We start from the raw sequence: 25,486 nt of genomic DNA, 5'->3' as shown, positions 1-25,486 counted from the left end.
CTGACCATGGCCCGCGCTCGCGTGGGCGGTGATCGAACGACTAGCATCCCGCGTCGCACCAAGGTGATCGACGCGGGGCTCGAGGACATTCCCATGAACTCCGGCTATCGGACGGCTCCAGGCCGTCACATGTCGAGCGCCGCGGTCGATCCCGATCGCGGAAAATCACTCCGGCTGGCCAGGATCGCCCCCAGGGGAACGGTGGCCGCCGCCGCGGCCGCCATCGGCTTGTTCGCCGCCATTGGCATGCCCGCTGCGGCGGAGCCGATGACTTTCGACGAGGCCCTCGCGCTCGCCGCAACCACCGCTCCGCAGCTGCGGGCCAGCGCCCTCGGCGTGGAGGCGGCCTCGGCGGCCTCGGCGGCCGCGGGTCGTCTCCCGGATCCACAGCTCCGGTTCGGAATCGACAACCTGCCGGTCTCGGGCCCCATGGCCGGGCGGTTCGGCGACGACGAAATGACCATGGCCCGCATCGGCCTCATGCAGGAGGTCCCCAGCCGCGCCCGGCGACGGGCGGAACGCGCCATGGCGGAGGCCGACATCGACGTGGCCGCCGCCGCCGACGCGATCGCGCGCCGCGAGGCGCGGGTGGCCGCCGGCGTGGCCTGGCTCGATCTGCACTACGCCGGGCGCCGGCTCGCGACGCTCGAGGAGGTGCTGTCGGCGCTGGAGCCGCTCTGGGAGGCCGCCCCCACGGGCGTGGCCGCCGGAACGGACCGGCCGGCCGGCGCCCTGACCCCCGTCCTGCTGCAGGCCGCCCTGCAGGACAGGCACAGCAGGCTCATGGCCGATGTGGCGAGGGCGCGCGCCGAACTGACGCGCTGGACGGGCGACGCGGACCCGGCGGCGAGCGGGCCGGCTCCCGACCTCGAGATCGACCCGGCCGGTCTGAGGGCGGGTCTTGAGCGCCTTCCGACCCTGCAGGCTTGGCGGGCGGCTGGAAGCCGCGCCGATGCCGAGGTCGCCCTCGCCCGATCGGGGCGACGGCCCGATTGGGCCTTCGAGGTCAGCTACGGTCGCCGCGATCCGATGTTCGGAGACATGCTGTCGGTGGGCGCCAGCGTCCGTTTGCCGCTCTTCGCCAATCAGCGCCAGGAGCCGCTGATCGCCGCCCGCTCGGCCGACGCCCTGGGCGTCCGGCTGGAGCGCGAGGCCGCGGCGCGCGAACTGCGCGCCTCCCTCGACGCCGACCTCGCCGATCTCGCCGCCCGCCGCGACCAGTGGGTCCGGTCGCGCGATGTCATCGTCCCGGCCGCCCGCCAGCAGGCCGATCTGGAAACCGCCAGCTACGCCGCCGGGCGGGCGGGCCTGGCGGATGTCCTGAACGCCTTCACCGCCCTGGCCGACGCGCGTCTGGAAGCCCTCGACCGCGAAGCCGCCGTCGCTCGCGACACCGTCCGCATCACCCTCGCCTACAGGAGCGACGACCAATGACCGGTTCCAACCCTCGCGTCGCGCTCGTCGCGGGCGCTGTCCTGGTCCTCGGCGTCGGCCTCGCGGCCGGCCTGATCGGCCGCCCCATGCTGGAGCGCGCGAATGGGGCCGCCGCCGGCCAGACCGCATCCGCGGAGCGCGAGATTCTCTACTGGTACGATCCGATGCTGCCCAATGAACGCTACCCGGGTCCGGGCCGCTCCTCGATGAACATGGAGCTGATCCCGAAATACGCCGACGAGGCGGACGGCGCGCCCGGCGTGCGCATCGATCCCTCCCTGGCCCAGAATCTCGGCATGCGTCTGGCGACGGCGCGCCGGGCGTCGCTGGATGGCGATCTCAACGCCTCCGCTGTCATCGACTACAACCAGCGCGACGTGGCCATCGTCCAGGCCCGCGCCGGGGGCTTCGTCCAGCGGGTCTACGGCCGTGCGCCCGGCGACGTGATCGCCGCCGGCGCGCCCCTGGTCGACCTGCTCATCCCGGAGTGGGCCGGGGCCCAGGGCGAGTATCTGGCTGTCCGGCGGACGGGCGACGCGGCCCTGATCGAGGCGGCCCGGCGGCGGCTCCTGTTGCTCGGGATGTCCGAGGCGTTGATCGTCCAGATCGAACGGACCGGACGGCCGAGGACCACGGTGACCGTCGCCAGCCCGTCCGCCGGCGCCATCCGCACCCTGGGCGTTCGGGCCGGGATGAGCGTCACCCCGGGCATGACCCTGGCCGAGATCAGCGGACTGTCGACGGTCTGGCTCAATGCCGCCATACCCGAGCTCCAGGCGGGCCGGCTGCGCCTGGGCCAATCCGTCGAGGTGGCGCTGTCGGCCTTCCCCGGCGAGCGGTTCAGCGGACGTCTGACGGCGCTGCTGCCCGAGGTTTCCGGGGACAGCCGCACGCTCACGGCGCGCATCGAGATGGCCAATCGCGCGGGACGCCTGCGGCCCGGCATGTACGGGCAGATCACCTTCGGCGGCGGCGGCGGAGAGGTGCTGGTGGTTCCGTCCGAGGCCGTGATCCGAACGGGCGAAAGAACCCTCGTCATGCTGGCCCTGCCCGAGGGGCGCTACCAGCCGGCCGAGGTTCGGACCGGACGGGAATCCGGCGGGATGACCGAGATCGTAGCCGGGCTGGCGGAGGGCGAACGCCTCGTGGCCTCCGGTCAGTTCCTGATCGATTCCGAAGCCAGCCTGTCCGGGATGGCGGCCCGCCCGATCTCGGGCGAGCGCCCGGCTGTGCCTCCGGCTTCATCCGCCACGCCCCCTGCGCCGGCCGCGGCGAACGGGCACGCCGGCCACGGGGGAGCCGCGCAATGATCGCCGCCCTCATTCGCGCCTCCGTTCGCGCTCGCTTTCTTGTGCTCATGGCCGCCGTCGCCCTGGCGGCGGCGGGCCTCTGGGCGGTGCGGACGACCCCGGTCGACGCCCTGCCGGATCTGTCCGACGTTCAGGTCATCATCCGGACCAGCTATCCCGGGCAGGCCCCGCAGATCGTCGAAAACCAGGTCACCTATCCGCTCGCCACCACCATGCTGTCGGTGCCCGGGGCGCGCACGGTGCGCGGCTACTCCTTCTTCGGCGACAGCTTCGTCTACGTCCTGTTCGATGAAGGGACCGACCTCTACTGGGCGCGGTCGCGAGTGCTGGAGTATCTGAACCAGGTGCAGGCGCGCCTTCCGGAGAGCGCCCGTCCCGCCCTGGGCCCGGACGCCACAGGCGTCGGCTGGGTCTATGAATACGCCCTCGTCGATCGTTCCGGCCGCCACGACCTGTCCCAGTTGAGGAGCCTGCAGGACTGGTTCCTTCGCTACGAGCTGAAAACCGTCCCGGGCGTGGCCGAGGTGGCCAGCATCGGCGGCATGGTGCGCCAGTACCAGGTGGTGCTCGACCCGGTCCGACTGGCCGCCTATGGCGTCACCCACCAGGCCGTGGTCGAGGCCATCGGACGCGCCAACTCGGAGACCGGCGGTTCGGTGCTCGAGCTGGCCGAAGCTGAATATATGGTCAGGGCCAACGGCTATCTGACCAATCTCGACGACTTCCGCGCCGTGCCGGTCCGCACGGCGGCTGGAGGCGTGCCCGTCACCGTGGGCGACGTCGCCTCGGTTCAGGTCGGGCCCGAGATGCGGCGCGGGATCGCCGAGCTGAACGGCGAGGGCGAGGTGGCCGGGGGGGTGGTCATCCTGCGCTCGGGCGGCGACGCCCGGGCCACCATCGCCGCCGTCGCCGAGCGGCTCGAGACCCTCAAGGCCGGATTGCCTCCCGGGGTCGAGGTGGTGACGACCTATGATCGCTCGCAGCTCATCGACCGCGCCATCGCCAACCTCAGCACCAAGCTGATCGAGGAGTTCATCGTCGTCGCCCTCGTCTGCGGTCTGTTCCTGTGGCACGCCCGCTCCGCCCTGGTCGCCATCCTGACCTTGCCGCTTGGCGTGCTCGCCGCCTTCCTGGTCATGAACCTGCAGGGGGTGAACGCCAACATCATGTCGCTGGGCGGCATCGCCATCGCCATCGGAGCCATGGTCGATGCGGCCGTGGTCATGATCGAGAACGCCCACAAGCATATCGAGCGATGGGAGCATGAGCACCCCGACGAACCACTCGCGGGAGAGACCCGCTGGAAGGTGATCACGGACGCTGCGGCGGAAGTCGGTCCGGCCCTCTTCCTCAGCCTGGTGATCATCACCCTGTCNNGTCATGATCGAGAACGCCCACAAGCATATCGAGCGATGGGAGCATGAGCACCCCGACGAACCACTCGCGGGAGAGACCCGCTGGAAGGTGATCACGGACGCTGCGGCGGAAGTCGGTCCGGCCCTCTTCCTCAGCCTGGTGATCATCACCCTGTCCTTCATCCCGGTGTTCAGCCTGCAGGCCCAGGAGGGCCGGCTGTTCGCGCCGCTGGCCTTCACCAAGAGCTACGCCATGGCGGCGGCGGCCATTCTTTCGGTGACCCTGGTGCCGGTCCTGATGGGCTATCTGATCCGGGGACGCATCCCCGCGGAACAGTCCAACCCCGTCAACCGGTGGCTGACGCATCTCTACCGCGCCCCGCTCGACTGGGTGCTCCGGCGACCGCGGACGACCCTGGCGATCGCTGTCATCGCGTTCGCCACCACGGCCTGGCCGCTCAGCCAGATCGGCGGCGAGTTCATGCCGGCCATGGACGAGGGCGATCTGCTCTATATGCCGTCGGCCCAGCCGGGTCTGTCGGCGGCGGCGGCGTCAGCGCTGCTGCAGCGGACAGACCGCATGATCCGCACCATTCCCGAGGTCGCCACCGTGTTCGGCAAGGCGGGGAGGGCGGAATCCGCCACCGATCCGGCCCCGCTGGAGATGTTTGAAACCACGATCCAGTTCAAGCCGCGCGACCAGTGGCGCCCCGGCATGACGCCGGAGAAGCTGGTCGAGGAGCTCGACCGCGCGGTTCAGGTTCCGGGCCTCGCCAACGTCTGGGTGCCGCCGATCCGCAACCGCATCGACATGCTGGCGACGGGGATCAAGAGCCCCATCGGCGTCAAGGTCTCCGGGGCCGATCTGGCCGTGATCGACCGCATCGCCGGCCGCGTCGCCGAGGTCGCGGAAGACGTGCCCGGCGTGAGCTCCGCGATCGCGGAGCGCCTGACCGGCGGCCGGTATGTGGATGTCGATATCGATCGCGCCGCCGCCGGCCGCTACGGGCTCACCATCGCCGATGTCCAGTCGATCGTCGCCGGCGCCATCGGCGGCGAGACCATCGGTCAAACCATTGAGGGGGTGGCGCGCTATCCGATCAGCGTCCGCTATCCCCGCGAACTGCGCGACAATCCCGAACAGCTGCGGAATCTTCCGGTCCTGACCCCGGCGGGCCAGCAGATCACCCTGGGCGCGGTGGCCGAGATCCGTATCGCCGATGGGCCGCCGATGCTCAAGTCCGAGAACGGACGGCCTTCAACCTGGGTCTATATCGACGTGCGAGGCCGGGATCTGGCGTCGGTGGTGGGGGACCTGCGGCGGGCGGTCGCTGCGGAGGTCGATCTCGGTCCCGGGGTGAGCATCGCCTACTCCGGCCAGTTCGAATATCTCGAGCGCGCCGCCAACCGCCTGAAGATCGTTGTGCCGGCGACGCTCGCGATCATCTTCCTGCTGCTCTACCTGACCTTCGGCCGGTTCGACGAAGCCGCCCTGATCATGGCCACGCTGCCCTTCGCCCTGACCGGGGGCGTATGGATGCTCTACCTGCTCGGCTTCAATCAGTCGGTCGCGACCGGGGTGGGGTTCATCGCCCTGGCCGGCCTGTCGGCCGAGTTCGGCGTGGTGATGCTGATTTACCTCAAGCACGCGCTCAGGGATCGGGGGCCCCACCCTGATGCCCTGCAGGTCGAGGAAGCGGTCCGGGAAGGCGCTCTGCTCAGGGTTCGGCCCAAGGCGATGACCGTGGCCGTGATCCTGGCGGGCCTGTTCCCGATCCTGATCGGCCACGGCGCCGGCTCGGAGATCATGAGCCGGATCGCCGCGCCCGTTATAGGCGGCATGATCACGGCGCCTTTGCTGTCGATGCTCGTTATCCCCGCGGGCTATCTGCTGCTGAGACGTCGCAGGTTCCGTTCGACCCCCGTCCTTCGAGGAGACACACAATGAAGCGCCGTATGATCCTGCTGACCGGTATCACTGCCGTTCTGGCCGCCTGCGGTCAGCAGGCGGAACCCGAAAGCCCGGCGATCCCGATGGCCCAGCCCGGATCACCGACGGTTGGCGCGGGTGGCGCCTCGACGCCGCCGACCGCCGACGCCACGACCGCAGACGGCGCGGGCGTCATCACAGCCGTGGACCCGACGGCGGCGACGATCACCATCAACCACGAGGCCATCCGTTCGATCGGATGGCCCGCGATGACCATGACGTTCAAGGCTTCGCCGGCTGTGTTGCGGGAGGCCGCCGTTGGTGACCGCATCCAGTTCGACCTGACGGTACGGGACGGAGCCGGAGAGGTGACGGCGATCTACCCCCATTGATCCTCAGAGCGTCATGCGATGAGGACGGTCCATCGATCAGGTTGGAGGATGGCGCCGGGCCGGCCACCGATGCTGTGCCCAGCTCGAATGGCGGAACCGGTTCGGCTCGTCTGCCCCATGCAACGTCCTGCGCCGTGGAGGCGACGGTCTTTCCACCTTGGCCGGTCTGTTGAGTATTGAGCCGACGCAAGACGTAGAAGCCCCGCTCTACCAAGGCCCTCACCAGGTCTTCGGGGTCAGGTGAGTCCTGGACGGAAGGCGGGGTTTGCGTGCCGGTTAGGACGACATTTTTCACGGAGTTTCCGCTCCCGACAAGCGTCGAAGGTCCAACGGGTGCGCCACGATGACATTGATCGAGATCAATGCCGGGCGCCTCGTCGAAGATCAGGCTGGTCGATGTGCGGTATGGAGAGCGTCTTGAGGTTGATCGCGATTGCCGCCGTGTTGATGCAGATGGGATGTACGGCTGGTCCCGAATATCGCGAAGCTGCTGGCACGGCTGAAGCGGCGAAATACTATCCCAAACCGGCTGTGGACCTCGCCTCGGCGGCGCGGGGCCGAGCGCTCGTGCAGAGCCGGTGCGCGGCGTGCCATTCGGTCGGGCCGACCGGCGAAAGCCCGGTGGCGGGCGCGCCCCCGCTGCGTCATCTCGGAACCCGTTATCCCGTGACGGATCTTCAGGAAGCCTTCGCCGAGGGCCTAACCAACGGACATCCTAAGATGCCGGAAATCACCCTGGAGGCCGACCAGATTACGGATCTGATCGCCTATCTTCAGGACGTCCAGAACCATTCGAGACCTTAGCTGGCCGGCAGCCGTTCAGGGGGGCGGCGCGGTGAGGACCCCGCCAGGAGGGCCAGTCCGCGCGTCCTCGCATTGATCCATCTCGCCCTGGCCGATGGTTACCGCGAACGATCATCACTTTGGCGGGGTCGCTTGATGTCTGTGACAAGGGCCTGGTCGAGGCTGAGACTGTGCGGTTGTCCATAGATGGTGATGATCATCGGCTGTCCGGATTCCAGCGAGACGTCGAGTTTCTGATTGGTCTGGTCGATCCTGACCGCGAGGCTTCGGCCTCGCCACTGGAGGCCGAAGCCCAGGCTGAGCCAACTCGCCGGCAAATGGGGGGCGAGGCCGATGCCGTCGCTTCGCAGCGACAGCCCGGCGAACCCAAAGACCGTCATCAGCCACAGGCCGCCCTGCGCCGCGATATGAATACCACCGCCGATCGCCACCTTGGTGTCGGCGAGATCGATCGCCGCCGTCTTGTGGAAATAGTCCAGCGCCATCTCGACATCGCCCAGGCGGGCGGCGACGAGCCCGTGCATGGCGGTGCTCAATGAGCTGCCGTGACCGCAACGAGGCTCGTAGTACCGGAAGTTGGTCGCTCCGGTTTCGCCTGCAAACTCTTCGGGCAACAGGGCCAGCAGGGCGACGACATCGGCCTGTTTGATGACCTGGGACCGCTGGGTTCGCTCGCGGCCGAGCACCACGTCCATCGGAACGGAACGGCCCGAATAGGCCGCCAGGTCCACGTCTTCGAGATCGAAATAGCCCGTGAACTGCTCGAACAGGCCCGTGTCCGGATCCAGGCCGGTCGCCAGCGTCTCGGCGACGCCGGTCCAGTGCCCGAGGTCGGCCTCATCCAGGTCGAGGCGCCGGCAGAGAATGGTCCATTCTGCGGGCCACCGCTCGCCCAGCATGGCCGCGACCTCGAGCGCCCGACGAATGTTCCAGCGCGCCATGACGTTGGTGAAGGCGTTGTCGTCGATGGCCTCGTGATACTCGTCGGGGCCGATGACGCCGCGGATGTGATGCAAGCCGTCCGCCTCGGGCTGGGCCCGACTGGCCCAGAAGCGTCCGGTTTCGAGAAGGATTTCCGCGCCGGCCGCGACCAGGAATTCGTCGTCGCCCGTCGCCTGCCAGTATTGCCAGACGGCATAGGCGACGTCGGCGCTGATGTGTTGCTCCTGGGCGCCGGTGAGGATGTCGATGATCTGCCGGTCCGGACCGACGGCCTGCTCCGGTGTCGCCTCCAGGCCGGTGTCGGTGGACTCCCAGGCGTAAAAGGCGCCTCGCCAGCCCCGGTCAGCCGCCTTCGCTCTCGCGCCGTCCAGGGTATGGAAGCGGTACATCAGCAAGGACCGGGCTGCTTCGGGCCAGGTCAGGATATAGAAGGGCAGCAGGAAGATTTCGGTGTCCCAGAAGACATGCCCGCGATAGTCGGCGCCGGTCAGGCCCCGGGCGCCGATCGAGACACGCGGGTCGTCCGGGTTGGCGGCGCTGTTGAGGTGGTAGACCGCAAACCGAATCGCCTTCTGCGCCGCGGCGTCGCCTTCAACCTCGACGTCGCTGCACGACCAACGATTTGCCCATGCCGTTTCGTGTTGCTCCATCACGCTTCGCCAGCCTGACCGTCGGGCGTCCGAAAGTTCTTTCCGTACAATCGCGCCAGGATCCTGATCGGGACCGTCGCTTCGCGCCACCGTCACGATCCGCTCGAGACAGACGACTTGCCCCGGGCGGGCGCGCCAGGTCCACGACCATTTGAGCGGGGCGAGCGCCGTCGGCGGCAGATCCTGACCGTCGATCCGCAAGGCCACGGCTGCCGCCATGGCGAGACGTTTGCCGGAGTGATGAGTGCGCCACAGGCCGAATTCGATCTCGAGGCGTTCGGAAATGAGGTCGTGATCGCCGCCTTCGAAAGAAGCTTCCAGTGTGATGTCAGTCTCGCCCTGATCGACCTCCAGATGCAGCAACTGCAGGCCGAGCGACCGCCGGCTCAGCGAGACGAAGCGCAGGAGACCCAGTCGGACGCTCACGGCTGTTCCTTCCACCAGGCGACATTCGGCGAGCGCCAGGCCGCGCCGCATGTCGAGCGTCAGTGGGTGTGAGGGCCCTTGTCCGAAGTGGTGGACAAGCGGTCCTCCCGCCAGGCCGATGCGGACGTCCAACCAGTCTGGAGCGAAAACCCTTTCCGGGACCGGCCGGTCCGTGTCCGGCGTATCGAACAGCCCGGCGACATAGGAGTTCGGCGAAACGAGGCGCCGGAACGATCGATTGACGGCGTGGGAGGCCCGGGCCCCGAGAAAACCGTTGCTGACCGTGAAGCGGGTTTCGCGATCGCTCTCGCGGAGCGGATCGCAGCCGTCGTCGTTCAGGACCCATGCGGCATCCGCCGTCGGCTCCAGCGCCTGTTTCATGGTCCTGGGTTCCTTCACGGTGTCCGAGCCTTGAGACGGCCCAGCGCGAGATCGACCACCGCGACGTCGTCCAGGGTTTTGACGACCAGGTCCGATCCCGCCGCCCACAGTTGGTCCGCGTCGCCCAGCCGGGCGACGCCGAGCGCCGCCATGCCGCCGGCGCGGGCCGCCTGAATGCCCGCAGGCGCGTCCTCGGCCACGAAGCACTGCGCCGGCGAAACACCCAGTTCGGCGGCCGCGATCAGGAAAAGCTCCGGATCCGGCTTGCCGTGCTTCAGATCGCGACCGGAAACATTGACGGGGAAGATGTCGAGCAGGCTCTGGCCCGTGCTGAGGATGACCGATCGCATCATGTCGGTGGCGTTTCTGGAGGATGAAGCGACCGCCATCGGCCAGCCGAGAGCCGCGACCGCCTCGACGAAACGCAGGGCGTCCGGGTAGGCTGCGACCGCGCCGGTCTGGATCAGCATCTCCAGCCGGGCCTGTTTTCGTTGGGCGTAGGCGGCCGCGCGACCCTGGGCATCTCGCACGCCCAGGGCCTCAAGGGCGGAACGGGCGCCGTCGAGACGCGGCTTGCCCGCGACATGGGACTGGTACATCGCCGTCGTGAAGCGCTCCCGTTCAGCGAAGCCGTCGAGTGCGTCGCGCCACGCTCGCTCGTGAGGCGATGCGAGCAGGACCCCATCCACGTCGAAGATGCCCGCAGTCAGCATTCGCTGCGATCCGCCCACGATGCGGCTTTTGCGGTCATTCGTGTAGGGCTTCCGCTTCATCCGCCATCCACCCAGAGTGACATGCGCCGGCGCGCCGAACCTTGATCCGGATCAAGGCGCCGGCCGTGCATCGCCTGTTCTGTGATCTGCCAAGCGAGAGTTCCTTATGATCAAACCAATACGGGTCGCCGTGAACGGATATGGCGTCATCGGCAAACGCGTCGCCGATGCGGTCAAGGCTCAGAAGGACATGACCCTGATCGGCGTGGCGGACGTCGCGACGGACTGGCGCACCCGGGTCCTTCAGACCAAGGGCGTGCCGCTCTTTGCCGCCACGCCCAAGGCATTTGACGAACTCCGGGCCGCAGGACGCCAAACGGTCGGTCAGCTGGACGATCTGTTGGGCGAGGTCGATGTCATCATTGACTGCACGCCCAAGCACGTGGCGGCGGACAACGTTCCCCTCTACCGCGCCCGGGGCCTGAAGTTCATCCTTCAGGGGGGAGAGAAGCACGCCGTCACGGGACACTCTTTCGTCGCGGAGGCCAATTTCGAGACGGCGGTCGGTCGTCAGGCGACCCGGGTCGTATCGTGCAACACCACCGCGACGGTGCGCACGCTGAGCGCTCTGAAGCGCGCCGGTCTGCTTCAACGGGCCCGGGGCACCCTGCTTCGACGCGCGACCGATCCGTGGGAAAGCCACCAGGGCGGCATCATGAACACCCTCGTTCCGGAGCCTGAAATCCCCAGTCACCAGGGTCCCGACGCCCAAACCGTCGATCCTGATCTGGATGTGGTGACGATGGCGGTCAAGGTGCCGGAGACGATCGCCCACCTGCACTATTGGTCGATCCAGATGACCCGACCGGCGGACAAGGAGGAGGTGCTCGACGCCTTCCGATCCTCGTCACGCATCCTGCTGATGAAGGACGCGTACGGTCTGGACGCCCTCAACGCCGTCAAGGAGCTGACGGCGGATCGGGGCCGATCCCGCGGCGATCTCTATGAGGTGGCGCTTTGGGCCGACATGCTCACGGTGCAGGGCGATGAACTCTTCTACGCCTATATGGTCGACAATCAGGCGATCGTCGTGCCGGAAACGATCGACGCCATAAGGGCGCTCGGCGGAGGCGAGACATCGGGCCGCCGGTCGATCGCCGCGACGGATCTGGCCATGGGAATCGACAACGACCTGTTCGCCGGGAGCCGGGTCTGGACGTCGGATTCGCCGCCGCCCGAGGCAGATTTGTAACGATATCCGGGTCGTCGCCGTCAGGGAGGGGGAAGATAATCGAGCGGGGTGTCCTTCGGACGTCCCGTCACCAGTCAGAAAGCAGCCATGACCACCCGCACACTCGACGTCGGCAATCTGTTTTCCGTCCTCGGAGCGCGCGGGATAGGGCGACAGCTGCGCCGCATCGACGGTGTCGGCCGCGTGTCGGTGAACCCGGTTTCCGGCTCCACGACGGTCGCCTATGACGCGGCCAGGACCAGCCTGTCTGATATCAGGGCCGCGATCGAGGCCTGCGGCTTTCCCTGCGCCGGCGTGGCCCTGCCCAAACATGTTTGCCTGGACCACCCGGCGCCGGCCGAAAGCGCCCCGGAGCCGGTCGGACTCGCGGCGGCCGAGGCGCATCGAGGGCATGCCGGGAGCGCAGCCGCCGGGGCGAAGCCGTCTCGCGGGGAGGCGGCGGCGTGAAACCCCGCGCTCAAGCAAACCTCTCTCTCGCGGCGATGGCCGTGTTGATGGCGTCAGCCTTCACGGTGTCGATGGGCTTCGGAGTCGTCCTGCCCCTGCTGCCCTTCCTGATTGAACGGCTGCTTGGCGGGGGGGCTGAGGCAGGACAGATCTCCCGGGCGACAGGCTTGCTGACCGGCCTGTACATGCTGTCGCTGTTTCTCTTTGCGCCCATGTGGGGACGCCTGTCCGACAGGTATGGGCGCCGTGTCGTCCTGCTGATCGGCCTGATCGGCTTCGGCGCCACCATGCTGGTCTTCGCCTTCGTAGAGAGCCTCGTCGCCGTCTACGCGGAGCGTGTCCTGAGCGGCCTGTTTGCCGCTGCGGTCACGCCGGTGGCGCTGGCCGCCGTCGGAGATCTGGCGGCGACCGAAGAGGCGCGGGCGCGCCGCCTGACCTTCGTCAGCCTGGCGGGGATTTCGGGATTTCTACTGGGACCCATGCTGGGTGTCTTCATCGCTCGCGCCGGCGCCGACATGGTCGCGACCGCCGATCCGATGGCGTCGTTGACGTTTCCGCTGGCCGCGACGGCCGTTCTGGCGTTTGCCATCGCCGGCGCCGCCGTCGTCGCCCTGCCGCGAACCCGGCGCCAGGGTTGGCTCGCCAGTCCGGATCCCACCGTATCGCCGACAAGCCGATGGCTGATCCCCAATCTCCTGATCCTGGGGTTCATCGTCGCCGCCGGGGTCGGTGTATTCGAGGTCGGGCTGGCGCTGCGCGGGAAACAGGAACTGGGCATGACCCCCACCCAGATCGCCCTGATGTTCACGGAGTGCAGCCTGGTCATGCTCGTGGTGCAGGCCCTGGTGTTTTCGCCCTGGGTCAAACCCTCGACGACCCGCTGGCTGATCGCGCCGGCGCTGGCTGTCCTGGGGATCGGGCTGTTTCTGCTGCCGCGCGCCACCGATTTCAACCTGATGCTTGCGGTGATCGGCGCAGTGGCGGCCAGCGCCGGCATCCTGGCGCCGATCCTGACCTACTGGACCTCCAGCAAGGCCGGCCAGGCGCAGGGTGCGCAACTCGGAAAGCAGACGGCCGCTGCAAGCCTGGGGGCAGCCGTGGGTTCGGCGGCGGGAGGGCTGTTGTACGATCTCGCCTGGTTGCCCGATGCGTCATTCCTCGTCATGGCCGCGGTGACCGGTTTGGGCGTGGTGCTCAGCCTCGTTTTGCCCCGGATGCTGGGCCAGCGCGCCGACCCCGCTGATAGTCCAGGCGCGCCTCGCGTGGCGAACTGAACCAACGGCGCCGGTGTTCGTTGAAATGACAGTCGCCGCGGTCCGGACGCCATGTCCGGTGGCGGGCGGCTCGATCCCAAGGATCCACCGCCATGTTCAACGTCACAGAACGCTCGGTCAGGCGAACCGCCATCGCCTTGTCGACCCTTTCGCTGCTCGGCGCCGCCGGGTGCGCCGCCACCGCCTCAGACTCCGGCATGGCGATGCCGGATCCCCCGATGGCCGGCATGAGCATGCCCCGTTCGGCCTCGAGCAGCGGCATGATGGGGCAGGGTCACGCGATGCCGCCGGGGATGAACATGCCCCGGACCGCCTTCTCCGAGGCCGAGATGGGCATGCACCGCGCCATGATGATGGCGACCGACGTGAACACACAGCGCACGTGGGCCCGGAAGATGATCGCCCACCACCGGGGGGCCATCGCGATGTCGCAGGCTCTGCTGGGAAGTGATGCGACCGATGCTGAAGCGCGCCGCATGGCTCAGGCGGTCATTGACGCGCAGACACGGGAAATCGCGGAACTCGAATCCTGGCTTGAGCGCCATCCGGGGTGAACTCTTGAGGGCGGTGCGGCGGTGTCCCGACACCCTCTGCCTTCGCGGTCCGACGCCCCTTGCAATCTGGAGGATTTGAGTTGGACCTTGAACAGAGGGAGTTGATCCTCTCCATTCTCAGCCGGGCAGACACCCTGACCGTGGCGACGGTCCGTGAAGACGGCTGGCCGCAGGCGACGGTCGTGAGTTTCGTGAACGACGACCTCGACCTCTATTTCGGGACGACTTTTCACTCGCAGAAGCTGGAGAACATCGCCCGGGACTCCCGGGTGTCCGCGACCGTCACCCCCGAGCATGAGACGTCGAAACCCATCCAGGCGATCTCGCTCGCGGCGGTGGCGCAGCGGGTTACGGACCCCGGGGAGCTGTTGAACGTGGCTGGACTGGTTCTGAAGAAGTTTCCCCGACCGGGGCCTCCCGCGCCGGCTGGGGTGTTGGAGGGTGTGGCGGTCGTTCGCCTGCGCCCCACCATCGTCTCGCTTCTGGACTACAGCCGATCCTTTGGTCAGACGGATCTGATCGAGCTGGGTGACCGTCAAGCCTCGCCCGATCACCGGGACGAACGGCTTCCGTGACCGGGATGACGTTGCGCACGCTCGCGACGGGTGCGCTCGCCCTGGGTGGAATGATCCTCATCGGCATGGGACTCTGGTTCGTCTTCCTGCGACCGGCGCTGCTGCCTGAAGACGCCAGATACATGGGGTCCACCGTGGCGCAGATCCAGGACATCCTGCCCCGGCTGGCCCCGTGGCTCCGGCGCGTCTTCGGCGTGCTGGGGGGCTATATGCTCGCCACCGGTCTGCTGACCGTCCATGTCGCGATGACGACTTTCCGGTCCGCCCGGCCCGGGGCGACGATGGTCGCGGCCGTCTCGGGGCTGGTATCGATCGGCGGCATGGCCGTCACCAACTTCGCCATCGACTCCGATTTCAAATGGCTGCTGTTGGCCTTCACCCTGCCGTGGGTGGTGGCCCTTGCGCTGTCCCGGGCCGACGCGAGGCGCATGGACCCAGGCGCATGAGCTGTCGCGGCGCGCCGGGCGTGGGCGATGAAAACCGGGATGTCAGGACCGGGGTCGGTCACTCAGGCGGCAGGCACCGGTCCTGGAGCCGGTGATCCTGTCGGCCGTCTATCCGCCAGATGTAAGCGTTCCGGGGGGCGGGCGTCATATCTCCGGAGCGGGCACGGCGCCCGTCTGTTCGTGGCAAGGCGCTATCGTGTCGATCACCTGGGCTGAAACGTGGAAACCCGGCTATGGGCCGCTGGTCCGGCAAGCCGACACCGTCGCGCGGATCGAGGACATGGCGCAGCGTCTCGTGCGCCGAGGCGTCTGGCCGGACGAGGAGTCGGTCTACCGTGTGGTGGCCGCCGCCGATCGGCTGGCGAGCGCCGGCATGTGGCTGGTGGCGCACATGACCTATGCACGCCGGGTGGATCTGTCCGGAGCGCCCTTGCCGGCGGAAGCCTTCAAGGACTTGCCGGAGGGCCATACCGGCGGCTCGCTGAACATGGTCCCGGCCTTCGTCGGCTATCTGCTGGCGAACGCCCTGTCCGGCGTCACGCGGTCTTGGATCATGGGCCAGGGGCACTGCGTGGCTGCGATCGAGGCGGTCAATGCGCTGACCGGCGATGTCTCAGGCCGCCAAAAGGGTCGGTACAGCCGCTCGGACGCCGGCCTGTCCCAGCTCGTTTCGGACTTCTACAGCTACGCCATTGGCGCCGACGGCCGGCCCGCCGCGCCGCTCGGCAGCCATGCCGGGCCGGACACGGCCGGAGCCGTCTCGGAGGGCGGCTATCTCGGGTTCGCCGAGCTCGAATATGTCCATATGCCGCTGGCCGGCGAAAGTCTGGTCGCCTTCCTCAGCGACGGAGCCTTCGAAGAGCAGCGCGGCTCCGACTGGTCCCCGCGCTGGTGGCGGGCGGAAGACAGCGGCCTGGTGACGCCCCTCATGATTCTCAACGGGCGGCGCATAGAGGAACGCACGGAGATCGCCCAGGACGGCGGCGCGGGCTGGCTCGAACGACACCTGCGTCTGAACGGTTTTGACCCGATCCAGATCGACGGTCACGATCCAGCCGCCGTGGCGTGGGCCATTCTCGACTCCGAGGAGCGATTGAAGCGCTTCACAGCGGATCCCGACCGGGCCTATCCGGCGCCATTGCCCTATGTGATCGCGCGGGCGGTCAAGGGGTTCGGCTTTCCAGGCGCCGGGACGAACCGCGCCCACAACCTGCCACTGGAGGGCGATCCCCGAACGGACGAACGCGCGCGGGCGGCGTTCAACGCCGCGGCGGCGGCGCTGTTCGTGCAGGGAAGCGAGCTCGACGCCGCCCTGGGGGTTCTCACGACCCATGACCTGCAGCGCCGGCCCTTGGAAAGCCGCCATCCGGCCGCGCGGCGCGCGCCGCCGCCGCCCGTGCGGCCCATTCCGGACTGGTCGGACAGGGCGAGGTCCCCGATGGAGGCCATCGATGCCTGGTTCGTGGAATTCGTCGACGCCAACCCGGGCCTGCGCGTCCGCCTCGGCAACCCCGACGAGCTTCGCAGCAACGGCATGGGACGGACGCTCGACCGGCTTGGCCACCGGGTGAACCGGCCGGAACCCGGCGTTCCCGAGGCGATCGACGGGGCGGTGATCACCGCCCTCAATGAAGAAGCGGTGGCCGGCGCCGCGCTGGGCAACAAGGGCGGGCTCAATCTCATCGTCAGCTACGAAGCGTTTGCGGTGAAGATGCTGGGTCTCCTGCGCCAGGAGGTGATTTTCGCGCGCCATCAACGCGAGAGCGGCCAGGTCCCCGGATGGCTCGCCGTCCCGTTGCTGGCCACATCCCACACCTGGGAGAACGGCAAGAACGAACAGTCGCACCAGGATCCCACGCTCGCCGAGGCCCTGCTCGGGGAGATGTCCGATACCGCCCGGGTGCTGTTCCCGGTGGACGCCAACAGCGCCGTCGCCGCGCTCCGCGGGGTCTACGGCCGGCGCGGCGAGGTCGCCTGCCTGATCACGCCCAAACGGACGCTGCCGCAGGTGCTCGACGGGGCCGCGGCCCAGGATCTTTGGGAGCGGGGCGCGGCGCTCATCGCCGGGGACCTGGACAGGGCCGAGATCCAGATCGTTGCGGTCGGCGCCTATCAGGCGCGGGAGGCGCTGGCGGCGGCTGCGCGACTCACGCACCGCGGCCGCCACGCCTGTGTCACGGCTCTGCTCGAACCGGGACGATTCCGGGCCCCGAGGGACGAGATCGAGGCGGCGCACGTGGTCTCGGCCGAGGCGCTGGAAGCGCTCTTTCCCCGACGCCTGCCCCGTCTGATCCTCACCCACACCCGCCCGGAGCCGATGCTCGGACTGCTGCGCCGCCTCGACGGAGGGCCCGAGCGCACCCGGGCGCTCGGCTACCTCAGCCGTGGCGGGACGCTCGACACCCCCGGCATGCTGTTCGCCAACCGGTGCACCTGGGCTCACGCCGCGGTCGCCTGTGCGGACCTCCTCGGCGCCGACGCGGCCGACGTCCTGACCCCCGGGGAGCTGGCCGCTGTCCGCGGCGAAGCACACCCCCGCATCCTGCAAATCTCACCCCCGGAAGGATCTCCATCGTGATCAGTCTCACCAGCCTCGGCGGCGCCGGCACCGTCACCGGATCAAAACACCTCCTGGAGGCCGATGGCCGCCGCATCCTGATCGACTGCGGCCTTTTCCAGGGCCTCAAGACCCTGCGCGAACAGAACTGGGCCCCCCTCCAGATCGAGCCCTCCAGCATCGACGCGGTGGTCCTGACCCACGCCCACCTGGACCACTCCGGCTACCTGCCGAAACTGGTGAAGGACGGTTTTCGCGGACCCATCCTGGCCAGCGCCGCGACGCGGGATGTCGCGGAGATCATCCTGCGCGACAGCGGCCATATCCAGGAGAAGGACGCCGAACAGGCCAACCGCTACGGCTACGGCAAGCACAAGCCGGCCTTGCCGCTCTATGGCGTGCACGACGCCGAACGCGCGGTGGAGCGATTTGCCCCGACCCCGTTCCACACGTCGGTCCAGCTGCCGGGCGGAGCCAGTCTGACCCTTCGCCGTGCCGGGCATATCCTCGGCGCGGCCACCGCCGAGGTGAACTGGAACGGGACGAAGATCCTGTTTTCCGGTGATCTCGGCCGCTACGGCGACGCCACCATGGTCGATCCCGAGCCGGTGGCGGAGGCCGACTATGTGGTCGTGGAATCGACCTATGGCGACCGACTCCATGACCCCCAGGACCCCACGGAAGCCCTCGGCGAGGTCATCGAACGCACCACCGCGCGCGGCGGGACCGTGGTCATTCCCACCTTCGCCGTCGGCCGGGCCCAGTCGCTGCTGTACCACATCTGGCGGCTGAAGCAGGCGGGGCGGATCGGCCTGACGCCGATCTATATGGACAGCCCCATGGCGATTAACGCCACCGACCTCCTGTGCGCGCACCTGGAGGACCACCGCATGCCGGCCGACGTGTGCGACGCCGCCTGCGCCGTCGCCACCTATGTGCGCGACGTGGAGGCGTCCAAGAAGCTCACCGCAAGCCCCATGCCCAAGGTGATCCTGTCGGCGAGTGGCATGGCCACCGGCGGGCGGGTGCTCCATCACATCAAGGCCTTCGGCCCGGATCGGCGCAACACCATCCTGTTTTCAGGCTTCCAGGCGGCGGGAACCCGCGGGCGTTCGATGGTCGAGGGCGCCAAGGAGGTGAAGATCCACGGTCAGTGGGTTCAGGTCAAAGCGGAGGTGGCCAACCTGCCGATGCTCTCGGCCCACGCCGACTACGAGGAAATCCTGCGCTGGCTTTCCGGCCTCAGGCGACCGCCGCGCAAGACCTTCATCGTCCACGGCGAGCCCCATGCGGCGGACGCCCTGCGGGTCCGGATTCAGGACCGGCTCGGATGGGACTGCGTCATCCCGCAGATGATGGAGCGGCACGAACTGTGAGCGAAGTGGTCAAGACTGCACCCCATGCGGCGGCGCCCCTCAAAGCGCGCCGCTTCGGCCTGTACGCCCAGCACGAATCCATCGTGCTGATGCGGCGCGACTGCCACGTATGCCGCTCCGAAGGCCTGTCGTCCCGCGCCCAGGTGGTGCTTTCGGCCGCCGGCCGGGAGGTCTACGCCACCCTGTACCAGATGGACGGCGACGTTCTCGGCCTCGACGAGGCGGCGCTCTCGGAAGAGGCCTGGCGGCAGTTGGCGGTGGCGCCGGGCGATCCCGTCGTCGTGCGACACGCTCCGGCCATCGACTCCATGTCCAGCGTTCGCCGCCGGATCTATGGAGCGCGGCTGGATGAGGCCGCGATCCGGGGTGTCGTCCAGGACGTGGCCGCCGGGCGATACACGCCGATCCATCTCGCGGCCTTTCTGACCGCGACATCGGTGCTGCCGATGGACGACGCCGAGACGGTGGCGCTGACCCGGGCCATGGTGGACGTCGGCGACCGCCTGAGCTGGCCGTCGGATATCGTCATGGACAAACACTGCATCGGCGGACTTCCCGGCAACCGCACGACGCCGATCGTCGTCGCCATCCTCGCCGCCTGCGGCCTGGTCACGCCCAAGACCTCCTCGCGGGCCATCACTTCACCGGCCGGCACGGCCGACACCATGGAGACCCTGGCGCCGGTCGATCTCGACCTGCCCGCCATGCGCCGCGTGGTGGAAGCCGAGAACGGCTGCGTCGTCTGGGGCGGGGCTGTGAAGCTCAGCCCGGTCGACGACATCTTTATCCGCGTGGAGCGGGTCCTCGACGTCGACACCGAAGGCCAGCTGATCGCCTCGGTCCTGTCCAAGAAGATCGCGGCGGGTTCCACCCATGTGGTGCTGGACATTCCCGTCGGCGCCACCGCCAAGGTGCGGACGAGAGAGGCGGCCGCGAAGTTGGCGCAACGGCTCGTCGAGATCGCGGCCCGGTTCGACCTGAAGGCCCTCTGCGTTCAGACCGACGGGGAGCAGCCGGTCGGCGTCGGCATCGGCCCGACGCTGGAAGCGCTTGATGTCCTGGCGGTGCTGCAGAACCGGCCCGAAGCGCCGCAGGACCTGCGCCAGCGCGCCTGCCTGCTGGCGGGCGCCGCGCTCGAACTCGCCGGCGTGGCGAAAGCGGGTCTGGGCGCCGAAGCGGCCGAGGCTGTTCTCGCTGATGGTCGCGCCTGGGCGCGATTTGAGCGGATCTGCGAGGCGCAAGGGGGCATGCGCACACCGCCCGTCGCGGCCCAGCGGGCGCCCATCCATGCGACCCGGTCCGGCCGCGTCATCCTCATCAACAACCGCCAGGTCGCTACGCTGGCCAAGCTGGCTGGCGCGCCTGAACGCAAGGCCGCCGGCGTCCAGATGCAGGTGCGCCTTGGCACGGAAGTCTCAGCGGGCCAGCCATTGCTGACGGTGCACGCCGAGACAGCGGGCGAACTCGCCTATGCGCTCGACTATGCGGCGTCGCATGGCGATATGATCGAGATCGAGGCCTGACCCGCCGTACCGACGGCTTGCCTCCACCGCGCCGCGAGGGCGCAGGGCTCCGGGCAGGCGCCGCAACGCGCCTGCATGCGTTCACGCAGCGCCGCGCGGGCGCGGTGGACCCGAACACCGATGTTGTTGGTGGTCAGCTGCATCTCACCGGCGATCACCTTCAGAGGCGTCTCCTGGAGTTCGGCGCGCCGCACGAGCTGGGCGGCCTCGGGCCTGAGCTCGTCCAGTGCTCCGGCCAGGCACTGCAGCGCCCGGTTCAGATCCTCGGACGCGTCATCCCCAATGGTACGAGGGAGCTCCGAGAGTATGGCCTCGTTCAGTCGGGTGCGGCTCGCATTGCGCCTGTAGCGGTCGAACAGGGCATTGCGCAGCGCGATGCCAAGCCATGCGTCAATCTTGCCGGGGTTGGTCAGGTGTCTTGCACCCTGGGTGGCCTTAAGGGCGAACTCCTGCAGAACGTCCTCGGCGTCTTCCTCCGACCGGAGGCGTCGCCTGAGGAAACGCAAATGGCCGGCCCGGCCCTTTCGAAGCCCGAGTTCCACCAGCTGTTGAATGTCCTCGGGACGGGCCGACGCCGGGACAAGCCCAAGCGGAGCGCGCGCTGTCCCGGGCGCGGTCGATATGGAGGCGTAATTCAGGCTCATCTGACAAATCCCGTCCTTCAACTTGAAAGCAGGATCGGTTCGGAAATGTCGGCCGGGATTGCGATAGATCAAACGGTCAGATCAAGAATATTTGCAGCCGATATTCCGAGGGATTGTCCTTTGCGGCGCGTATTGGCGCTGTGAGCGAGGTAAGGCCGTTCGGCGAAAGCTGAAACGAATCTTGCGGTCGTGTGGTGAGCGCCCTTCGGATGCCGCTGGCGCCAATCGCCGATCTGTGGTGGGCGCAGGGCTCCTTGGGGTCGGGACCCGAACGGAATATCAGAGGCGGGAAGGCGTCGGGGCCGCCCGGGAGCGCAGCCGCGGAATGAAGGCGGGCGTGGCCAGCCTGTAGGTTGCGTAGTCCAGGCCGAAGCGGGCTTCGGTCTCGCGCTCCTCGCTCCGGGCCAGCCGCCAGTACATGAAGACCAGGACCGGGAACATGGCCAGGGTGAGGACCGTCGGCCACTGCAACAGGAAGCCGAACATCACCAGGACGAAGCCGACGTATTGCGGATGGCGGATGGACCGATAGGGGCCGCTGGCGGCCAATACGCCTTCCTGCTGAGCGCGATAGAGCACCGGCCAGGCCGCGGAGATCAGCCAGAAGCCGCCGCCGATGAAGGCGAAGCTGAGGATGTGAAAGGGTCCGAAATGGGGGTTCGCCCTCCAGCCGAACATCGTCTCCAGAAGGTGGCCGGCGTCGTGCGACCACCAATCGACGCCCGGGAAGCGCGTTTGCAGCCAGCCGGCCAGGAAATAGAGGGTGAGCGGAAAGCCGTACATCTCGGTGAAGAGCGCCACCAGGAAGGCGCTGAAGGCGCCGAACGAGCGCCAGTCCCGGCCCGTCCTCGGCTTGAAGAAGGTGAAGGCGAAAAAAATGAAGAGGACCGAGTTCAGGATGACCAGGGACCAGAGGCCGTAGGCTTGCGGTTCGGGCATGGGAACCTCGTTCAGGATTGGTGCGGATGGGAGGAACCGGCGGCCGAAGGGCCCGGCGGTCCCTGACGATGCCCGCGCCCATGACCGCCGTGCATGGTCATGTGCAGCAGCGGGCAGAGCAGGATCAGGAGGAACGGCAGCCAGCCGAGGAGATGAACACGGTGCTCCCCGATGAGCAGATAGGCCAACCCTGCGCCGAAGGCTGCGAAGGTGAGGAGATTCAGGATGCGTCCTGGTCGGTTCGAAGCCATGGGGCTGAATCCTTTCGGGAGAGACTGGACATCGCTGCCTGTCTGACGCCGCCGGCGGCAAAGCATTACGCCGCGCCCGGCTCGCGGGTGAGGGCGGTGTGAGGTGGCCGGCGCGGTCGGGTCCGTAAGGGGGGAGGACTGGCTGCGTCAGGACGTGATCAGCACGCCCGGCGTGCGCCAGTCCGGGGTCACCGCCAGGATGCCGCCTGTCCTCGCCCTCAACATCGGCTCCTCCACGGTCAAGTTCGGCGTGTTCGAAGCCGCCCGGGGAGACCTTGCTCCGGTGTTGAGGGGCCGGATCGAGTCCCACGGCTCGGGCCGACGGCTCGTGAGCCTGGACACCACCGGCGGCGTCCTGTCCGAAACGCCCTGGCCCGCCGGGGGCGACGACGCCACGTCAGATCTCTTGCGTTGGGTGGAGGCGCGACTGGCCGGGCCCGTGGCCGCGGTCGGACATCGCGTGGTCCACGGCGGCCCCGACTTCAGCCAGGCGGTCGCCGCCTCCGAAGCCGTTCTCGAGAGCCTTGAGGCCCTTGCCCCGCTTGCGCCCCTGCACCAGCAGCAAGGACTTGCGGGGGTCCGGGCGCTCCGCAAGGCGTGTCCCGATCTGCCTCAGGTCCTGACGTTCGATACCGCCTTCCATGGCGGTCACGAACCCGTGGCGGACCGGCTGGGTCTGCCCCGGCTCTGGGAAGCCAGAGGGCTTCGCCGCTACGGCTTCCACGGTCTCTCCTACGAGTCTGTGGCCGGACAGCTTGCGGTGCTCGATCCGTCGATGGCTGAGGGACGCGTGGTTGCGGCCCATCTGGGCTCGGGCGCGAGCCTTTGCGCGCTGAGGAACGGCCGGAGCATCGACACCACCATGGGCGCCACGCCGCTCGACGGCCTGGTCATGGGCACGCGCTGTGGGAGCCTGGACCCTGGGGTGGTGCTCTATCTGCAGCAAGCCGGGGGCCTCGACGCCGCCGGATTGGTCGATCTGCTCTATCGGCGATCCGGCCTGCTGGGCGTCTCGGGTCTCAGTGGCGACATGCGGGTTTTGCTGGAAAGCGACAGCCCGGCCGCGCGGGAGGCGGTCGATCTGTTCGTCTATCGGGCGGCGCGCGAGGTCGCGGCCCTGGCAGGGAGCCTGGAGGGTCTCGACGGTCTGGTCTTCACCGCGGGCATCGGCGAGAATTCGCCGCGGATCCGCGCGGAGACCTGCGCACGGCTCGCCTGGTTGGGGGTCGAACTCGACCCGGCCGCCAATCGTCGCGGTTCTGGACGCCTGAGCCCGGTCGGCGCTCCCGTCACCGTCCGGATGATCCGCACGGACGAAGAACGCGTGATCGCCCGCCACACGTCGCGGCTGCTCGGCCTTGACCGGTGACCCGGCGCGGTTCACGCCGGTTCGCCACCACAAGGAGGCCCGTTCATTGATGTCCGACCTGTCGCCTTCGGCCGGCTCCGTACGCGCAGACCAGCTGAACGGCGGCTGCTTCTGCGTGGGGGTGGATCAGACGGCCCTCGCGGCCGCGCTTGATCGTGAGACGGGGATCCCCGGATTTGCCGCGGACCTGGCGCAAACCCACCCCTGGCTGTTCGCGCGGTCCCCCGTCTTCCTGCCCGCGGAGACGCTCGACCGGATGATGGCCGTGGTCGCGGCCGCGGAAACGGCTGTAATGCTACCCGGCTATCGCGAAGCGGCGGCTGCATGGACGCCCCCGCTCGCACGTCGGGATCCCGGTCCCCGTGGCGTCTTCATGGGGTATGACTTCCACGTCACGCCGTCCGGCCCCAAGCTCATCGAGATCAACACCAACGCCGGAGGCGCCTTCCTGAACGCGGTTCTCGCCCGCTCGCAGCAGATCTGTTGCGCCGGCGTCGTCGCCGGTGTCGAAACGCCCGGACCCGCTGCGTTCCAGCAGCAGGTCGGCGAGATGTTCCGTAAAGAGTGGCGACTGCAAAACGGGAAAGGGACGCCCGCAACGGTGGCCATCCTCGATGATGATCCGAGGGCGCAGCCGCTGTACCCGGAGTTCAGGCTCGCCCAGGCCCAGCTTCGGGCGGCCGGCCTTGAAGCCCTGGTCGCGGACCCTCGCGATCTGACGATCGTAGGTGATGCGCTGATGCTCGGCGGCGTCCGGGTGGACATCGTCTACAATCGTCTCGTCGATTTTCTGCTGGAGCAGCCGACCCACGGGGTCCTGAGGCAGGCCTACGAGCGAGGCCTGGTGGCGGTCACGCCCAACCCGCACATCTATAGCCGCCTCGCGGACAAGCAGAACCTCACCCTGCTGTCCGACCCCGACAGCCTCCGCAGCTGGGGACTGGCGGCGGAGCCGGCCGCGGTTCTTGCGGCGGCCGTTCCCCGCACCATCCTCGTACGGCCGGAAAACGCCGCCGAGCTTTGGGCGGACCGGCGCAACTGGTTCTTCAAGCCGGCCCGGGGCCACGCCAGCAAGGCGGCCTACCGCGGCGACAAACTCACCCGGCGGGTCTGGGAAGAAATCAGGAACGCCACCTACGTCGCCCAGACCTATGCCGCTCCGGGAGAACGACGCATCCCGCCCGCCGCCGAACCGGTCAGTCTGAAGGTCGATGTGCGCCTCTACACCTACGGGGGGAGGATGCTGCTCGCGGCCGCCCGGCTCTACCAGGGGCAGACCACCAACATGCGCACGCCCGGCGGGGGTTTCGCGCCGGTCCTCGTCCTGCCGGCAGCCGTGGCCGACATTGATGAGTGCCCCGGCGCCGTCACACCGTCACCCGGCGCGGCCTGTCACGACCGTTCATAGGCGAAGACGGCCCTGACCGGATCATCACGCCGACCAGGGCGCGCCACGTGAAAGGTCAGCAGGTAGCGCCCGGGTCGCCGAAGCGAGACATAGCCGCCGTAGGTGGCCAAACCGTCCAGGGGCATGAGTTCCAGCGGCCCGGCTCCGGGGCCGGGGTTATGTGGCCCGCTGATGCTCAGGGACACCTCGGCGTCATCGATGCGCCGGTTTGTTGCGGCGTCGAACACAGCGAGCGTGACGTGATCGGTCCCCGAAGGCGGCCCGTCGTGCATCCCGGACTCGGGGTGGGACCGGGGGTGGGCGGCCACGGTGGCGCTATCGACCACGCCGTACTCAAGTCGCAGCCCGTCAACGGTCTGGGATTGACCGTCAAAGGTCTGCGACTGGCCGTCCACGGTCTGCGAGGGGTCATGGGAGGGCTCGGCCTGGCAGGACGCCAGCGACAGCGCCCCAAAGACGCCCAGCAGGAACGGGCGCGCCCTGTGGCGCAAGGAGTGGACGACAGACATCTTCCGGCCTTTTCGCGGTGATCGG

At 68.4% G+C, this 25,486-nt stretch carries 22 protein-coding genes and 1 pseudogene; 17 read left to right on the top strand and 6 right to left on the bottom strand.

What is annotated here, in order from left to right:
* Nucleotides 1-93 precede the first annotated feature (93 nt).
* The 5 genes and pseudogenes from B3E43_RS04360 (at nt 94) to B3E43_RS04335 (ending at nt 7,225) form a co-directional block, all read left to right on the top strand.
* The gene (locus B3E43_RS04360) at nt 94-1,434 is read left to right on the top strand and encodes a TolC family protein (protein ID WP_292026964.1); all 1,341 of its coding nucleotides are present in this window, start codon (nt 94-96) and stop codon (nt 1,432-1,434) included.
* Nucleotides 1,431-2,744 (top strand): efflux RND transporter periplasmic adaptor subunit, encoded by a 1,314-nt coding sequence (locus tag B3E43_RS04355; protein WP_292026962.1) that lies wholly within the window; start codon nt 1,431-1,433, stop codon nt 2,742-2,744. Before B3E43_RS04360 ends, B3E43_RS04355 begins: the two co-directional genes overlap by 4 nt.
* Nucleotides 2,741-6,047 (top strand): annotated as a pseudogene (locus tag B3E43_RS16185) (efflux RND transporter permease subunit). Before B3E43_RS04355 ends, B3E43_RS16185 begins: the two are co-directional and overlap by 4 nt.
* Nucleotides 6,044-6,421: a copper-binding protein gene (locus B3E43_RS04340; RefSeq protein WP_292026960.1), complete on the top strand. Its 378-nt coding sequence runs from the start codon at nt 6,044-6,046 to the stop codon at nt 6,419-6,421. The pseudogene B3E43_RS16185 and the gene B3E43_RS04340 overlap by 4 nt, the downstream one beginning before the upstream one ends.
* Nucleotides 6,422-6,838: 417 nt before the next feature.
* A complete protein-coding gene (locus B3E43_RS04335; protein ID WP_292026958.1) occupies nt 6,839-7,225 on the top strand; it encodes a c-type cytochrome in 387 nt (128 codons plus the stop codon).
* Between the two features lie 98 nt (nt 7,226-7,323).
* Here the strand turns inward: B3E43_RS04335 and B3E43_RS04330 are convergent, their stop codons facing one another.
* Nucleotides 7,324-9,624 carry a glycoside hydrolase family 65 protein gene (locus B3E43_RS04330; protein WP_292026956.1) on the bottom strand — a complete coding sequence of 767 codons (2,301 nt, stop codon included), beginning with the start codon at nt 9,622-9,624 and terminating at the stop codon, nt 7,324-7,326.
* A 14-nt stretch (nt 9,625-9,638) separates the two neighbouring features.
* Nucleotides 9,639-10,397: an HAD family hydrolase gene (locus B3E43_RS04325; protein ID WP_292026954.1), complete on the bottom strand. Its 759-nt coding sequence runs from the start codon at nt 10,395-10,397 to the stop codon at nt 9,639-9,641.
* A gap of 106 nt (nt 10,398-10,503) precedes the next feature.
* Here B3E43_RS04325 and B3E43_RS04320 point away from each other — a divergent pair, with 106 nt between their 5' ends.
* From B3E43_RS04320 to B3E43_RS04280, 9 genes are all read left to right on the top strand, one after another.
* On the top strand, nt 10,504-11,589 hold the full coding sequence (locus B3E43_RS04320; RefSeq protein WP_292026952.1) for a type II glyceraldehyde-3-phosphate dehydrogenase: 1,086 nt from the start codon (nt 10,504-10,506) through the stop codon (nt 11,587-11,589).
* Between the two features lie 87 nt (nt 11,590-11,676).
* Nucleotides 11,677-12,036, top strand: a complete 360-nt coding sequence (locus tag B3E43_RS04315; RefSeq protein ID WP_292026950.1) for a heavy-metal-associated domain-containing protein — start codon at nt 11,677-11,679, stop codon at nt 12,034-12,036.
* The gene (locus tag B3E43_RS04310; protein WP_292026948.1) at nt 12,033-13,310 is read left to right on the top strand and encodes an MFS transporter; all 1,278 of its coding nucleotides are present in this window, start codon (nt 12,033-12,035) and stop codon (nt 13,308-13,310) included. Before B3E43_RS04315 ends, B3E43_RS04310 begins: the two co-directional genes overlap by 4 nt.
* A gap of 92 nt (nt 13,311-13,402) precedes the next feature.
* Complete coding sequence (locus tag B3E43_RS04305) at nt 13,403-13,864, top strand: DUF305 domain-containing protein (RefSeq protein ID WP_292026946.1); 462 nt, start codon at nt 13,403-13,405, stop codon at nt 13,862-13,864.
* A gap of 80 nt (nt 13,865-13,944) precedes the next feature.
* Nucleotides 13,945-14,439 carry a pyridoxamine 5'-phosphate oxidase family protein gene (locus tag B3E43_RS04300; protein ID WP_154725712.1) on the top strand — a complete coding sequence of 165 codons (495 nt, stop codon included), beginning with the start codon at nt 13,945-13,947 and terminating at the stop codon, nt 14,437-14,439.
* Entirely contained in the window at nt 14,436-14,885 is a 450-nt protein-coding gene (locus B3E43_RS04295) for a hypothetical protein (protein ID WP_230307566.1), read from the top strand. Before B3E43_RS04300 ends, B3E43_RS04295 begins: the two co-directional genes overlap by 4 nt.
* A 196-nt stretch (nt 14,886-15,081) precedes the next feature.
* Nucleotides 15,082-17,463, top strand: a complete 2,382-nt coding sequence (locus tag B3E43_RS04290) for a xylulose 5-phosphate 3-epimerase (protein ID WP_292026944.1) — start codon at nt 15,082-15,084, stop codon at nt 17,461-17,463.
* Nucleotides 17,460-18,818: an MBL fold metallo-hydrolase RNA specificity domain-containing protein gene (locus tag B3E43_RS04285; protein ID WP_292026942.1), complete on the top strand. Its 1,359-nt coding sequence runs from the start codon at nt 17,460-17,462 to the stop codon at nt 18,816-18,818. The genes B3E43_RS04290 and B3E43_RS04285 overlap by 4 nt, the downstream gene beginning before the upstream one ends.
* The gene (locus tag B3E43_RS04280; RefSeq protein ID WP_292026940.1) at nt 18,815-20,341 is read left to right on the top strand and encodes a thymidine phosphorylase family protein; all 1,527 of its coding nucleotides are present in this window, start codon (nt 18,815-18,817) and stop codon (nt 20,339-20,341) included. Before B3E43_RS04285 ends, B3E43_RS04280 begins: the two co-directional genes overlap by 4 nt.
* On the opposite strand, the gene B3E43_RS04275 is transcribed toward B3E43_RS04280, so the two are convergent.
* The 3 genes from B3E43_RS04275 to B3E43_RS04265 all read right to left on the bottom strand — a co-directional run bounded on the left by B3E43_RS04275 (nt 20,299) and on the right by B3E43_RS04265 (nt 22,064).
* The gene (locus B3E43_RS04275; RefSeq protein WP_292026938.1) at nt 20,299-20,985 is read right to left on the bottom strand and encodes an RNA polymerase sigma factor; all 687 of its coding nucleotides are present in this window, start codon (nt 20,983-20,985) and stop codon (nt 20,299-20,301) included. The two genes, B3E43_RS04280 and B3E43_RS04275, sit on opposite strands and share 43 nt — an antisense overlap.
* A gap of 279 nt (nt 20,986-21,264) precedes the next feature.
* Entirely contained in the window at nt 21,265-21,924 is a 660-nt protein-coding gene (locus B3E43_RS04270) for a methyltransferase family protein (protein WP_292026935.1), read from the bottom strand.
* A gap of 11 nt (nt 21,925-21,935) precedes the next feature.
* Nucleotides 21,936-22,064, bottom strand: coding sequence for a DUF2933 domain-containing protein (locus B3E43_RS04265; protein ID WP_292027415.1), 129 nt, complete (start codon nt 22,062-22,064; stop codon nt 21,936-21,938).
* Here B3E43_RS04265 and B3E43_RS04260 point away from each other — a divergent pair.
* Genes B3E43_RS04260 through B3E43_RS04250 form a run of 3 tightly spaced genes read left to right on the top strand, consistent with a single transcriptional unit; the run spans nt 22,005 to nt 24,952 of the window.
* The gene (locus tag B3E43_RS04260) at nt 22,005-22,277 is read left to right on the top strand and encodes a hypothetical protein (RefSeq protein WP_292027445.1); all 273 of its coding nucleotides are present in this window, start codon (nt 22,005-22,007) and stop codon (nt 22,275-22,277) included. The genes B3E43_RS04265 and B3E43_RS04260 overlap by 60 nt on opposite strands.
* Nucleotides 22,278-22,329: 52 nt before the next feature.
* Nucleotides 22,330-23,544: an acetate/propionate family kinase gene (locus B3E43_RS04255; protein WP_292026933.1), complete on the top strand. Its 1,215-nt coding sequence runs from the start codon at nt 22,330-22,332 to the stop codon at nt 23,542-23,544.
* A gap of 49 nt (nt 23,545-23,593) precedes the next feature.
* Nucleotides 23,594-24,952 carry a hypothetical protein gene (locus B3E43_RS04250; RefSeq protein ID WP_292026931.1) on the top strand — a complete coding sequence of 453 codons (1,359 nt, stop codon included), beginning with the start codon at nt 23,594-23,596 and terminating at the stop codon, nt 24,950-24,952.
* On the opposite strand, the gene B3E43_RS04245 is transcribed toward B3E43_RS04250, so the two are convergent.
* Complete coding sequence (locus B3E43_RS04245) at nt 24,937-25,461, bottom strand: hypothetical protein (RefSeq protein WP_292026930.1); 525 nt, start codon at nt 25,459-25,461, stop codon at nt 24,937-24,939. The genes B3E43_RS04250 and B3E43_RS04245 overlap by 16 nt on opposite strands.
* Nucleotides 25,462-25,486: the final 25 nt, after the last annotated feature.

The organism is Brevundimonas sp. UBA2416 (assembly GCF_002343105.1).
Taxonomy (GTDB): domain Bacteria; phylum Pseudomonadota; class Alphaproteobacteria; order Caulobacterales; family Caulobacteraceae; genus Brevundimonas.
Note: the sequence above shows the minus strand (reverse complement) of the source record. Positions and strands in the feature narration are given on the sequence as shown.

Coding starts and splice junctions, on each gene's coding strand:
- B3E43_RS04360 (WP_292026964.1), top strand. CDS start 94: ATGAACTCCGGCTATCGGACGGCTCCAGGCCGTCACATGTCGAGCGCC.
- B3E43_RS04355 (WP_292026962.1), top strand. CDS start 1,431: ATGACCGGTTCCAACCCTCGCGTCGCGCTCGTCGCGGGCGCTGTCCTG.
- B3E43_RS04340 (WP_292026960.1), top strand. CDS start 6,044: ATGAAGCGCCGTATGATCCTGCTGACCGGTATCACTGCCGTTCTGGCC.
- B3E43_RS04330 (WP_292026956.1), bottom strand. CDS start 9,624: ATGAAACAGGCGCTGGAGCCGACGGCGGATGCCGCATGGGTCCTGAAC.
- B3E43_RS04325 (WP_292026954.1), bottom strand. CDS start 10,397: ATGAAGCGGAAGCCCTACACGAATGACCGCAAAAGCCGCATCGTGGGC.
- B3E43_RS04320 (WP_292026952.1), top strand. CDS start 10,504: ATGATCAAACCAATACGGGTCGCCGTGAACGGATATGGCGTCATCGGC.
- B3E43_RS04315 (WP_292026950.1), top strand. CDS start 11,677: ATGACCACCCGCACACTCGACGTCGGCAATCTGTTTTCCGTCCTCGGA.
- B3E43_RS04305 (WP_292026946.1), top strand. CDS start 13,403: ATGTTCAACGTCACAGAACGCTCGGTCAGGCGAACCGCCATCGCCTTG.
- B3E43_RS04275 (WP_292026938.1), bottom strand. CDS start 20,985: ATGAGCCTGAATTACGCCTCCATATCGACCGCGCCCGGGACAGCGCGC.
- B3E43_RS04270 (WP_292026935.1), bottom strand. CDS start 21,924: ATGCCCGAACCGCAAGCCTACGGCCTCTGGTCCCTGGTCATCCTGAAC.
- B3E43_RS04260 (WP_292027445.1), top strand. CDS start 22,005: ATGACCGCCGTGCATGGTCATGTGCAGCAGCGGGCAGAGCAGGATCAG.
- B3E43_RS04250 (WP_292026931.1), top strand. CDS start 23,594: ATGTCCGACCTGTCGCCTTCGGCCGGCTCCGTACGCGCAGACCAGCTG.
- B3E43_RS04245 (WP_292026930.1), bottom strand. CDS start 25,461: ATGTCTGTCGTCCACTCCTTGCGCCACAGGGCGCGCCCGTTCCTGCTG.